The 11595-nt window shown below is 70.7% G+C and carries 15 protein-coding genes and 1 pseudogene; 11 read left to right on the plus strand and 5 right to left on the minus strand.

The annotated features are described in order from the left end of the window. The first annotated feature begins 351 nt into the window (after positions 1 to 351). The gene (locus AAHG03_RS02150; RefSeq protein ID WP_342148404.1) at positions 352 to 1545 is read left to right on the plus strand and encodes a patatin-like phospholipase family protein; all 1194 of its coding nucleotides are present in this window, start codon (positions 352 to 354) and stop codon (positions 1543 to 1545) included. Positions 1546 to 1550: 5 nt separating this feature from the next. Here AAHG03_RS02150 and AAHG03_RS02155 read toward each other — a convergent pair whose 3' ends face one another. After that, positions 1551 to 1775, minus strand: a complete 225-nt coding sequence (locus AAHG03_RS02155) for a hypothetical protein (RefSeq protein WP_342148406.1) — start codon at positions 1773 to 1775, stop codon at positions 1551 to 1553. A 158-nt stretch (positions 1776 to 1933) separates the two neighbouring features. Here AAHG03_RS02155 and AAHG03_RS02160 point away from each other — a divergent pair, with 158 nt between their 5' ends. Next, a complete protein-coding gene (locus AAHG03_RS02160; protein WP_342148407.1) occupies positions 1934 to 2164 on the plus strand; it encodes a hypothetical protein in 231 nt (76 codons plus the stop codon). Beyond that, positions 2161 to 2460, plus strand: coding sequence for a type II toxin-antitoxin system RelE/ParE family toxin (locus AAHG03_RS02165; RefSeq protein WP_342148408.1), 300 nt, complete (start codon positions 2161 to 2163; stop codon positions 2458 to 2460). The genes AAHG03_RS02160 and AAHG03_RS02165 overlap by 4 nt, the downstream gene beginning before the upstream one ends. Positions 2461 to 2508: 48 nt before the next feature. Here the strand turns inward: AAHG03_RS02165 and AAHG03_RS02170 are convergent, their stop codons facing one another. The 4 genes from AAHG03_RS02170 to AAHG03_RS02185 form a co-directional block, all read right to left on the minus strand. After that, positions 2509 to 2637: a hypothetical protein gene (locus tag AAHG03_RS02170; protein WP_056239602.1), complete on the minus strand. Its 129-nt coding sequence runs from the start codon at positions 2635 to 2637 to the stop codon at positions 2509 to 2511. Between the two features lie 73 nt (positions 2638 to 2710). Then, complete coding sequence (locus AAHG03_RS02175) at positions 2711 to 3874, minus strand: MFS transporter (RefSeq protein WP_342148411.1); 1164 nt, start codon at positions 3872 to 3874, stop codon at positions 2711 to 2713. Positions 3875 to 4223: 349 nt separating this feature from the next. Further along, the gene (gene olsB, locus AAHG03_RS02180; protein WP_342148413.1) at positions 4224 to 5219 is read right to left on the minus strand and encodes a l-ornithine N(alpha)-acyltransferase; all 996 of its coding nucleotides are present in this window, start codon (positions 5217 to 5219) and stop codon (positions 4224 to 4226) included. 209 nt (positions 5220 to 5428) lie between these two features. Next, positions 5429 to 5821, minus strand: coding sequence for a DUF2267 domain-containing protein (locus AAHG03_RS02185; protein ID WP_342148415.1), 393 nt, complete (start codon positions 5819 to 5821; stop codon positions 5429 to 5431). Positions 5822 to 5967: 146 nt separating this feature from the next. Here AAHG03_RS02185 and AAHG03_RS02190 point away from each other — a divergent pair, with 146 nt between their 5' ends. From AAHG03_RS02190 to AAHG03_RS02225, 8 genes and pseudogenes are all read left to right on the plus strand, one after another. Beyond that, positions 5968 to 7509, plus strand: coding sequence for a helicase HerA-like domain-containing protein (locus AAHG03_RS02190; RefSeq protein ID WP_342148417.1), 1542 nt, complete (start codon positions 5968 to 5970; stop codon positions 7507 to 7509). A gap of 38 nt (positions 7510 to 7547) precedes the next feature. Beyond that, positions 7548 to 7790 (plus strand): DUF7683 domain-containing protein, encoded by a 243-nt coding sequence (locus tag AAHG03_RS02195; protein ID WP_342148419.1) that lies wholly within the window; start codon positions 7548 to 7550, stop codon positions 7788 to 7790. A 199-nt stretch (positions 7791 to 7989) separates the two neighbouring features. Then, positions 7990 to 8298: pseudogene (rplU, locus tag AAHG03_RS02200) on the plus strand (50S ribosomal protein L21); the annotation flags it as partial. Positions 8299 to 8426: 128 nt separating this feature from the next. Then, a complete protein-coding gene (gene rpmA / locus AAHG03_RS02205; protein WP_091949132.1) occupies positions 8427 to 8693 on the plus strand; it encodes a 50S ribosomal protein L27 in 267 nt (88 codons plus the stop codon). Positions 8694 to 8874: 181 nt separating this feature from the next. Beyond that, the gene (locus AAHG03_RS02210; RefSeq protein WP_342148420.1) at positions 8875 to 9459 is read left to right on the plus strand and encodes a GNAT family N-acetyltransferase; all 585 of its coding nucleotides are present in this window, start codon (positions 8875 to 8877) and stop codon (positions 9457 to 9459) included. Next, a complete protein-coding gene (locus AAHG03_RS02215) occupies positions 9456 to 9938 on the plus strand; it encodes a hypothetical protein (RefSeq protein WP_342148421.1) in 483 nt (160 codons plus the stop codon). The genes AAHG03_RS02210 and AAHG03_RS02215 overlap by 4 nt, the downstream gene beginning before the upstream one ends. A gap of 22 nt (positions 9939 to 9960) precedes the next feature. Next, on the plus strand, positions 9961 to 10998 hold the full coding sequence (gene obgE / locus AAHG03_RS02220; protein ID WP_342148423.1) for a GTPase ObgE: 1038 nt from the start codon (positions 9961 to 9963) through the stop codon (positions 10996 to 10998). Between the two features lie 69 nt (positions 10999 to 11067). Continuing rightward, positions 11068 to 11520, plus strand: a complete 453-nt coding sequence (locus AAHG03_RS02225) for a hypothetical protein (protein ID WP_342148424.1) — start codon at positions 11068 to 11070, stop codon at positions 11518 to 11520. The last annotated feature ends 75 nt before the right edge of the window (positions 11521 to 11595 follow it).

Genomic DNA, 11595 nt, shown 5'->3' on the forward strand with positions numbered 1-11595 from the left:
GCCGTCAGACGGTTTGAGGCGATAGCGGAAATAGCCCCACTGCTCAGGGCACGGGAACGTTTCGACGGACCAAAGCCGTATGATGCGCTCGCTCATACCCCAGCATGCCACGAGCACCCGCCGGGACCAAGGGCGGGTCAACCGGCACAAATTTCAAACTGACCCACTACCGAAAAGCGGCCTGTGCACAGGCCGCTTGCGCGCAACCCGCCGGGCTCCCGGTCCGGGCGGCTGTGGCCGCACCGCACCATGCCGGGCATCGTCCGCGCGCGGCGTGCGGGAACGCGATACGGCCAAGCTCGTTCTCTGGTATAAGCTGAGCCGTTCGCACGGGCTCATTGGACCGAACCGATGTCTCCTCGCTCCCGCTGGTCTCGCCTGCTCGCGGTCGCCCTCGTCGGGGCCCAGGCCGCGTCCTGCGCCTCGCTGCCGCGCACCGCCTACACCAAGGCCGAGGCCGAGGCCGCCACCGTGCCGGGGATGGTGGGCGTGCGCGCCTATGCCGACGCCACCGCGGCGGAGTTCGTCACGATGACGGCGGCGCCGGAGCGCAAGCGGCAGGCCTTCAGCTACCTCGCCTTGTCGGGCGGCGGCGGCGACGGGGCCTACGGCGCGGGCGTGCTCAACGGCTGGACGGCATCCGGCACCCGGCCGGAATTCACCATCGTGTCGGGCGTCTCGACCGGCGCGCTGATCGCGCCCTTCGCCTTCCTGGGGCCGGCCTACGATTCGTATCTCACCGAGATCTACACCAGCGGCGTCGCGGGCTCGCTGGTGCAGGGGGCGAGCCTGGCCAACGTGCTGTTCGGCTCGGGTCTCTTCGGCGACGGGCGCCTGCGCGACCTGATCGCCCGCTACGTCACCCCCGACCTGCTGCGGGCGGTCGCCGAGGAGCACGCCAAGGGCCGCCGCCTGCTCGTGGTGACGACGAACCTCGACAGCCAGCGCGCCGTGATCTGGAACATGGGCGCCATCGCGGCGAGCGGGGCGCCGAACGCCGTGGGGCTGTTCACCGACGTGCTGACGGCGTCCGCCAGCATCCCGGCGGTGTTTCCGCCCCAGCTCCTCGACGTGCAGGCCGAGGGCCGCGCCTTCCAAGAGATGCATGTCGACGGCTCGGTGGTGACGCCGGTCTTCACCCTGCCGCAGTCGTTCCTCGTGCGCGACGGGCGCATCAAGAGCGCGGGCAAGGCCGACATCTACGTCGTCATCAACGGACGGCTGGAGCCCGAATTCGACGTGACCAAGAACAACACCCTGTCGATCGTCGAGAAGTCGTTCACCACCGCGAGCCGGGCGCGCTCGCGGGCCACGCTGGTGGCCACCGACGCCTTCGCCCGCCGCAACGGCATCGGCTTCAACCTCACCTACATCGACGAGCGCGCGCCGCAGACCACCACGGCGCGCGGCTTCGACACCGGCTACATGCGCAGCCTCTACCAGTCCGGCTACGAGACCGGCCGCACCGGCAACTTCTGGCACCGCGAGGTACCGGCGGCGCCCCTGGTGAAGGACGTGGTGCAGACGGCAGTGGCCAGGCGCTGAGACCTCTACAGGATGATCGCCAGCGGCTCCGGGCTGAGCCGCACGGCGCCGGCCGGGCACCCGCTCTCGGCGGCGGCGTAGCGGATCGCCGCCTCGCGATCCCGAAAGTAGCCGCCGCCGAGGCCGTGGCTCTCCAGCGCGACCCAGCGCCCGCGGCAATCCTGGCCGACGACGTAGTTCAGGGCGACGCGGGCCGGAGGCGGCTCGGCGGACACAATCGAAACGGACATGATCGGGCAGGGGCTGACGCGGTCGGGGAAGCGGACCGCGACGGGAATCTGAGCGCGGGGGCGTGAGGATTCGAGCGGGGTGACGGGCCCGCGGCGTGAGGAAGTCATCAGGACGGCCGCACGCTTCAACGCAGCCGCATCCCGTGTATCATGCCGGCATGACACGACTTCTCGACCGCGCCCTTGAGCGTGTCCGCGCGCTCCCCGCCGAGACGCAGGACGAGTATGCCCGCGTCCTGCTCCGCCTCACGGACGACGACGAGGGCGACGTGTATCAACTCACACCGGAAGAGCAGGCCTCGCTCGCGACCTCGCTCGAACAGGCCGAGCGCGGCGAGTTCGCCAGCGACGAGGAGGTGCGGGCGGTCTGGGCCAAGTACGGCCTGTGAGGCTGCGCTACACGAAAGAGGCCGTCTCCGAGTTGGCGCAGGTGCTCGCCGACATCGCGGAGCACTCTCCGCCAGGAGCGCGGCGCGTGCGCTCCCGTTTCCGCAAGGCGGTCGGCCTTCTGAGCGACCACCCCTATAGCGGCCAGCGCACGAGCATTCAGACCCTGCGCCGCATCGTGGTCGCGCCGTATCCGTATCTGATCTTCTATCGCGTCGATGCGAAGGAAGTCGTCATCATCGGCATCCGACATGCGGCGCGCGATCCCGCCACGATGCCTAAGCCGGACGCCTCCTGATCGCGGCAGGCCCTGGGCGGGGCAGGGCGCCCCGCCCGTCGCAAAAAACTACTTCCGAAGAATTTTCGTCACCAGCCGGCCGATCGGGGAGCTCGATCCGGCGTTGCGGTCGTCGCGGACGACGGGGCGGTCCTCGGTGCCGAGGATCTTGGTGACGAGGCGGCCGATCAGGCTCATGGCGGGCTCCGCGGGTGAGGGGAACGGTGCAGCTTGTGACCGTTAACGGCCCGGCCCGCGGCGGCGTTCCGTCTCAGGCGGGGCGGCGCCACAGGCTCGCCGCCACCGGCCCGACGAAGGCCAGGAACATCAGGCCGAGCGCGAAGGCGAAGCCGTGCGGGGGCGCGAGGTCCATGCCGCCGCCGACGAGGGGCGGCCCGAGCATCAGCCCGACATTGTAGAGCATCACGAAGGCGGCGTTGGCGCCCGCGAGGTCCGGCCCCCGCAGGGTGGCGCCGAGATGGGCGAGGCCGACGGTGTAGAGCGTGCCGGCGATGCCGCCCCAGACGAAGACCAGCGCGGCGAGCCCCACCCAGGACGCCGCGGCCCACGGGATCAGCCCGGCGCCGAGCGCCCCGAGGAGGCTCGCCCCCAGCATCACCGCGCGGCGGTCGATCCGGTCGGCGAGCAGCCCCACGGGGATCTGAAAAACCACGTTGCCGAGGGCCGCCGCGCTGACCAGCGCCGCCGCGCTGGTGGCGTCCAGGCCGATCCTCAGGCCGTAGAGCGGCAGGATCGCGAAGGCGCCGGCCTCGACGGCGCCGTAGAGCGCGGCGGCGAGCACCGCCACGGGGGCGAGGCGCAGGTAGCGCGCGAGCCCGCCGCCCTCGCCGTGGCCGAGCGCGGGCGAGAGGTTGCGGGCAAGCCCGAGCGGCAGCAGCCCGAGGAAGAACAGCCCGGCGCCCGCGAGGTAGGGGGCGAAGCCTTCCGTGCCGAGCCCCGTCAGCAGCGCCGGGCCGATGGCAAAGCCCAGTGCCAGCACCGTGGCGTAGACGCCCATGACGAGGCCGCGGCGCTGCGGCGGCGCCGCGTCGTTGATCCAGAACTCGGAGAGCACGAACAGCACGCCGAGCGTCGTCGAGAAGACGAAGCGCAAGGGGAACCACAGGGCGAGGTGCGGCAGGAGCTTGAAGGCGACGAGGCACAGGCCCCCGAGCGCGATCGCCGAGGCCAGCAGCCGCACCACGCCGAGCCGCGCGGCGAGCCGCGGCACGAACGGCACGGTGAGGATGGCGGCCAAGCCCGCCACGGCGGTGTTGAGGCCGATGACGACGCTGGAGGCGCCCATCCGCTCCATCTCCAGCGACAGCAGCGGGATCGACAGCCCGAGCCCGATCCCGACCACCGCGACGCAGGCGATGGCCGCAGCCATCGCGCCGAGGCGGTCGCGGTCGGAAGAGACAGTGGGGGCGAGCATTTCTTTGGTACGCAGCGGACGGGCGCGCGAGCGCTTCGATCCTGTTTCAGATTGATCTTCGTAGCCGCCCGCGCATCCCCTCTCCCCGCACGCGGGGAGAGGGCTTCATGCCCCCTTGCCGGGGCATGAAGCGAGGCGGCAGCCGAAGGTAAGGGGGCTTGTCCGCAGGAGACTCTTCCGTCGAGTCCCCCTCACCGCCGCTCCGGCTTCGCCTCCGCTTCCTGTCTGCACAACGAGGTGCAGACAGGCCTCTCCCCGCGTGCGGGGAGAGGGGATATGCGGCTGAACCGGATCGAATGATTGAAAGACGGTATGGGCGGGTTGGACCCCCGCCCGCAACCCAAAGAAATTAGGCCGCGTGCCGATCCGCACCCGCGCCGAAATGGCCGATGTAGCGCGCCGCGATGGCCGCGACCGGGAGCACCACGAAGACGTCGGTGGTGCCGAACTGGCGGTCGATCACCGCGCCGTCGCCGAAGGTGGCGCCGACCCGCAGATAGCCCTTCATCAGCGGCGGCAGGCTCGCCAGCGCCGCCTTGGGATCGACCGCCTCGCGGGCGAGCCGGTCCATGGCGACGTAGCGCTCGGAGAGGGCGCGCGCCCGCCACGCCTCGGGGGCGCGGGCGTGGTGGTGGAGGAAGCTCAAGGGCACGGCGAGGCGGTCCGGGTCGGTGCCTTCGAGACTCGCGCAGCCGAGCATCGCGTCGATGCGGTGATGCAGCACGTAGGCCCAGATGCCGTGCCACAGCAGCTCCACCGTCCGCTTGGTGCGGTAGGGCTTGAGCACGCAGGAGCGGCCGAGTTCGAGGAAGCGTTTTTCCGGGTGGCGCTCGATCAGCGGGCCGAGGTCGTACTCGCCCGCGGAGTAGAAGCCGAAATGCGCCTCCGCCCGGTCCTGGCGCAGCAGGCGGTAGGTGCCGACCACCTTCGGCCGGGCCTTGCGGAAGGGCTGCGCCTCGGTCGCGGCATGATCGATGACGAGGAGATGGTCGCAGACCGCGTCGTAGGCATCGACGTCGCGGCGCTTGAGCGCGGCGAGGCCCGTCGGCACCGCCGACATCTCCTCGTAGAACACGCGGAAGCGCAGCCGCTGCGCCCGGCGGATCTCGGCCTTGGTGGTGGCGAGCCGCACCTCCAGTTGGCCGATGCGGCCGAGGCAGGGATCGAGCCCCGGCTCGGCGAGACGCAGCTTACGCGGGCTCAAGAGGATCGGGGCGCCGCCGGGCAGCGCGATGTCGCTGCCCTCGAACGTCTGGCGGAAGCGGGCGAAGGGGGCCTGCACCTTCGACTCCCAGCCGGCCTTCCACGCCGCACCGGCCTCGCGCGGGGAAAAATTCGGCAGCATGTTGGTCCGACCCGTCGCGTCGAGGCGCGCCCCTGCGCGGCCCCCTGTCGACGCGGGGCGACAACACCACAGGGGCCGCACGCTTTTATGACGGAAATTCTTCTGGATCGACAGGGGCTTGCGCGGCACCGCGGGGTGAGCCCGCGCAAGCCTGACGCGGTAGCCGGCGAACGAAACCGGCTAACGATATCAGGGACTTAGAGCGCCCCTCACACGAACTGGTTCAGGCCCGGGATCGAGGCGACGATCGGCCCCATCGTGTCCTCGCCCACCGTCTCGCGGCCATAGGCGAACAGCTCCTGGCCGAGCGGCTGCATCTGGTTCATCGGCACGCCGGCCGAGATCAGCTTCTGGCCGAGCGCCATCACGCCGCCCCCGCCCATCATGCCGCCGAGCATGCCCATCAGGCCCCCGCCGCCGCTGTCCTGGGCGTTCGCCTGGGCGATGGCGGCCTCGGAGCCGGGCAGGGCTGCGAGCATCTTGCTCACCTCGGTCGCCGGCCCCTCCTTCTGCAGGAAGGCCAGGATATGGCCGATCGCGGTGCTGGCGGTCGCCGCGTCGAGTCCCGTGCGGTTGGTGACGCGGGCAATCAGCTCTTCCATGAACCTCGTCCTCCTCGGTGCGGAACGTCTGTCCGATGCGGGGCCTGCGAAATCAAGGGTTGGTGTTCGCGGGCCCCCCTGGATCATGACCGCCCGCCGCCATAACCTTCGCCGCGGCAGGCCATCACGTCGGGGCAGGGCACACGATGAGCGAAGCGGGCACCATCCTGGTCGGCCGGAGCACGGGCCCGAACCCGAAGCCCGAGGTGCTGACCCTGCGGCTCGCCAACCGCCACGGCCTCGTCGCGGGCGCCACCGGCACCGGCAAGACCGTGACCCTGCAGGTGCTGGCCGAGGGGTTTTCGAATGCGGGCGTCCCGGTCTTCGCCGCCGACATCAAGGGCGACCTGTCCGGCCTCGCGGCGGCGGGCGAGGCCAAGCCGCATTTCGTCAAGCGGGCCGAGGAACTCGGGATTCCCTACGAGCCCGACCGCTTCCCCACCGTGTTCTGGGACCTGTTCGGCGAGCAGGGCCATCCGATCCGCGGCACCATCACCGAGATGGGCCCGCTGCTGCTGGCGCGGCTGCTGGAGCTCAACGACACCCAGGAAGGCGTGCTCAACATCGCCTTTCGGGTCGCCGATGAGAACCAGTGGCCGCTGATCGACCTGAAGGATCTGCGCGCGCTCCTCACCTTCCTGTCGGAGAACGCCAAGGAGTTGTCGGCGACCTACGGCAACGTCGCGAGTTCCTCGATCGGGGCGATCCAGCGGGCGTTGCTGGTGCTGGAGAACCAGGGCGCCGACAAGTTTTTGGGCGAGCCGGCGCTGAACCTGTCGGACTTCATGCGCACCGACCGGGAGGGCCGGGGCTTCGTCAACATCCTGGCCGCCGACAAGCTGATGCAGCGGCCGCGCCTCTACGCCTCGTTCCTGCTGTGGATGCTCTCCGAGCTGTTCGAGCAGCTGCCCGAGGTCGGCGACCTCGACAAGCCCAAGCTCGTGTTCTTCTTCGACGAGGCGCACCTGCTGTTCAACGATGCGCCCAAAGCCCTGCTCGATGCGGTGGAGCAGGTGGTGCGCCTGATCCGCTCCAAGGGCGTCGGCGTCTACTTCGTCACCCAGAACCCCCTCGACGTGCCGGAGACCGTGCTGGGCCAGCTCGGCAACCGGGTGCAGCACGCGCTGCGCGCCTTCACCCCCCGCGACCAGCGCGCCGTGCGCGCCGCCGCCGAGACCTTTCGCCAGAACCCCGGCTTCGACGTGGCCAAGGCCATCACCGAACTCGCCGTCGGCGAGGCGCTGGTGAGCTTTCTGGAGGCCAAGGGCACGCCCTCCATCGTCGAGCGGGCGCTGATCGCCCCGCCGCAGGGGCGGGTGGGCCCGCTGACCCCGCAGGAGCGCGCCGCGATCATCGGGGCGAGCCCCTACCGCGGAAAGTACGACGAGGCGGTCGACAACGAGAGCGCCTACGAGATGCTGGCCAAGCGCAAGGACCTCGACAGCGCCCCGGCGGAAGCCGCCGCGCAGACGGAGGGGGGCTTAAGCGGGATGCTCGGCGGCTGGCTCGGCTCCGTGCTCGGCGGCGGCGAGGAAGCCCCGAAGGGCAAGGGCCGCGCCCGCCGCCCGCCGCCGAGCCTCGCCGAGCAGGTTTTGGGGAACGCCGCGCGGTCCATGGCGCGCAAGGTCGGGACCGAGGTGGGGAACGCGATCCTGCGGAATGTGCTGGGCGGGCTGACGAAGAAGTAACCGGGCAGGGAGGCCGACCGCACGAGGCCTATTGAGCCATGAGCGTGGTTCATCGGGTAGCCGGGTACGACAAGCACACGGAAGTGCTGGAGCGGGAGGCCGACATCCCGGCCGATCTCGTCGCGGAAGCGCGTCGGCTTGCGGACGCACCTGACGATCCCGAACAGGCGCCGGGCGCCTTCCCGCTCAGCGGCTCCGCCGTGGCGCGGCTGTCGGCGATGCTCGGCCTGCCGATGAGCCAGGAGCGATACGATTGGTTCCTGGAGCCGGTCGAGTCCTAGACCCGCATCTTCGCCGGCTGATTGACAGATCGGCCTCTTGCCACTATCCGCCCTCCCAACGCGCGGCTTCCTCGACGAAGTCCGCGCGTTTCGCGTTCGCGCGCACGGCCCAGCCGATGACGCGCGGATGACCTGAACAAGAAGACGACCCAGGCGCTTGCCGGCGCCGGAGGTCGGCAGAGAACACGAAAGACCAACGATGTTCGCAGTCATCAAGACCGGCGGCAAGCAGTATCGCGTTGCCGCCAACGACGTCATCACCATCGCGACCCTCGAGGGCGAGGCCGGCGCCTCCGTCACCTTCGGCGACGTGCTCCTGTTCGGCGACGGCGAGGCCACCCAGGTCGGCACCCCGCTGCTGTCGGGCGTCGGCGTGACCGGCGAGATCGTCCAGCACGGCCGCACCCGCAAGGTCATCGCCTTCAAGAAGCGCCGCCGCCAGAACTCGCGCCGCCGCCGCGGTCACCGCCAGGACTTCACGGTCGTGCGCATCACCGAGATCAGCGCTGGCGGCAAGTCCTCGAAGGCCGAGCCGCGCAAGGCCCGCAAGGCCGAGGCCGAGCCCGCCCCGGCTGCTGCCGAGTGATCGACTGATCGTCCGAACGCCGATACCCAAAAGAATTCCGGAGCAATCCCATGGCACATAAAAAAGCAGGCGGCTCGTCCCGCAACGGCCGCGACTCCGCCGGCCAGCGCCTCGGCGTGAAGAAGTTCGGCTCGGAAGCCGTCATCCCGGGCAACATCATCGTGCGCCAGCGCGGCACGAAGTGGCACCCCGGCGTCAACGTCGGCATGGGCAAGGACCACACCCTGTTCGCGCTCGTCGAGGGCAAGGTGCAGTTCGAGACCCGTCGCGGCCGCGCCTTCGTGACGGTCGTACCGGTGGCCCAGGCCGCAGAGTAACGGCGGACGCTTCCCCGCGACGAAGCGAGCGTCCCGCCGGTGTCCCACACCGAACCGGCGGACGGTCTCGTAAGCTTCGTTAGGAAGCCGACGGATCGGAACACGGGGGAGGATGGGCCGCCATCCTCCCCCTTCGTCGTCCCGCACGGGCGCTCGGCGCCAATATCGAGAGCGGACGCGGATGTTCCCCGACCTGACCCGAGACGACGTCTTCCGCATCGAGACCCGGCGGCTGTGGCTGCGCTGGCCCACCGCCCGCGACGCCGAGGCCGTCTCGCGGCTGGCCGGCGACCCCGCGGTCGCCCGGATGACGGCGCCGATCCCCTCGCCGCTGCCGCTGCACGAGGCGCAAGACTTCGTCCTGCGGGCGCGGGCTGGGAACAGCACGGGGGAGGGGCTGATCATGGCGCTCTGCCGCCGGTCGAGCCCGGCGCAGGCGATCGGGATCATCAGCATCGAGCCGAAGCCCGAGGCGGAGGCGCCACATCTCGGCTACTGGCTCGGGCGCCCCGCCTGGGGCGAGGGGCTGATGGCGGAGGCAACTGAGGCGATGGTCGAGGCCTATTTCGCCTACGCGAACGGGCGGGCGCTGGCCTCCTCGGTGATGCTCGACAACCCGGCCTCGCGGCGCACCCTGGAGCGCTGCGGCTTCGTGCCGGCCGGGCGGGGGGCGTTCTTCTCGGTGGCCCGCGGCGAGACGGTGGCGGCCGATGCCTTCCACCTCGACCGGGCGGGCTGGCTCGACCGGCGCGGGAGGGCATCGTGAGGACGAAGGCCGTCGCCGGGATCGGTGCCGGGCTCACGGCGGCGGCGCTCGCGGTGTTCCTCGCCTCGATCGACCGCGAACACGTGCCGCCGCCGAGGCCCGCGCCCGAGGCGTCGCGGCCGGCAGCGTCCGCGGAGCCGCGGCTCTACTGCGAGTTCTACAACTTCGCGAGCCGCACCCCGAAGGTCGGGTTCTACTTCACCGCGCCGACCGGCGGCGGCGAGTACGCCCAGATCTTCCAGAAGGAGGCGGACGGGGAGCAGAGCATCTTCGATCCGCGGCCGGCCTGGACCCATGTCCGGGACGGCGATCCGCCGACCCTGAATTCGCCCGACGGGGCGATCACGATCAACCTGTACGGGGATGCGAAGGGCGCGACCCGCCCGGCCTCAGTTGCCTCCGGCGGCTGGTTCGAGGCGGGCCTGCGCAGCACCCGCTACCTCAACCTCGAAGGCCAGTGCCGCCGCACGGCGACCTGACCCAACCGAAAGACGTGTTACCGTGAAGTTCCTGGATGAGGCCAAGGTCTACGTGCGCTCGGGCGACGGCGGCCCGGGCTGCGTCTCGTTCCGGCGGGAAAAGTTCATCGAGTTCGGCGGGCCGAACGGCGGCGACGGCGGACGCGGCGGCGATGTCTGGATCGAGTGCGTGCAGGGCCTCAACACCCTGATCGACTACCGCTACCGCCAGCACTTCAAGGCCCGCAAGGGCGAGCACGGCATGGGCTCGAACTGCCACGGCGCCAAGGGCGAGGACGTGGTGCTGCAGGTGCCGGCGGGCACGCAAGTGCTGTCCGAGGACGGCGAGACCCTGATCGCCGACATGACGGAAGTCGGACAGCGGGTGCGGCTCGCCAAGGGCGGCAACGGCGGCTTCGGCAACGCCTACTTCACCACCTCGACCAACCGCGCCCCGCGCCACGCCAATCCCGGCCTCGAAGGCCAGGAGATGTGGGTGATCCTGCGGCTCAAGCTCATTGCCGACGCCGGCCTCGTCGGCCTGCCGAACGCGGGCAAGTCGACGTTCCTGGCCACCGTCACGGCGGCCAAGCCCAAGATCGCCGACTATCCCTTCACCACGCTGCATCCGGGCCTCGGCGTGGTGCGCTCGGACGAGCGCGAGTTCGTGCTCGCCGACATCCCCGGCCTGATCGAGGGCGCGCACGAGGGCGTAGGCCTCGGTGATCGCTTCCTGGCGCATGTCGAGCGCTGCCGGGTGCTGCTCCATCTCGTCGAGGGCACCAGCGAACACGCCGGCAAGGCGTACAAGCTGGTCCGGCGCGAACTGGAGGCCTATGGCGGCGGCCTGGAGGACAAGCCCGAGATCGTCGCGCTCTCCAAGGCCGACGCGTTGGACCCCGAGACCCGCAAGCAGCAACTCGCCCGGCTGAAGCGCGCGGCGGGCCGCAACGCCATGGTGCTCTCGGCGGCCTCGGGGGAGGGCGTGCAGGAGGCGCTGCGCGCGATCCAGGCCCGGCTCGACGCGGGCGCCGCGGAGGAAGCCGAGACCGCGGAGCCGGCGGCGCCCTGGCAGCCGTAAACCAAGAGCGGCGTTAGGCCTCAGCGCCGGCCCACCCCAAGGCTCAAGGCAGGCGCTACCTTGAAGGCCATGCGCCCGCTCCTGCTTCTCCCCGCCCTCCTGCTCTGCGCGAGTGCCGCCCGCGCCGAGCCGTCCTGCACCGACCTGATCGACCGGGTCACCGCGGCGACCGGGGCGACGGTGGCCGAGCGCAGTGCCGACTTCGCCCGGTTCGACGCGGGCGAGAATTCTTCCCTGACCCTGTCCTGCGGCGGCGTGCACCCGTCCTCGGTCGGCGCGCAGCACCGGAGCGACAGCCCGCCGGAGGCGTATTACGAGCTGTTCGCCAAGGCGGGTCAGGCTGTCACCGGCATCGGCGCCGACACCCTGCGCGAGGCCGCCAAGCGTGCCCGCGACGCCGCCGGGCGGATGCGCCACAGCAACGTCGAGGCGGGCGGGGCGCTCGTCACCTGCTCGACCATGAAGAACGACAAGGGTCCGCTCACCCTCTGCGCCGTGATCGAACGCGCCGACCGCTCCTGATTCTTTTGCGATTTTTCAGTGTTTTAGGCGGGGACGTTCGTGCGCGGCGCGAGGTTTCGGCGCTGCCTTGACGCG

Source organism: Methylorubrum subtropicum (assembly GCF_038442325.1).
Taxonomy (GTDB): domain Bacteria; phylum Pseudomonadota; class Alphaproteobacteria; order Rhizobiales; family Beijerinckiaceae; genus Methylobacterium; species Methylobacterium subtropicum.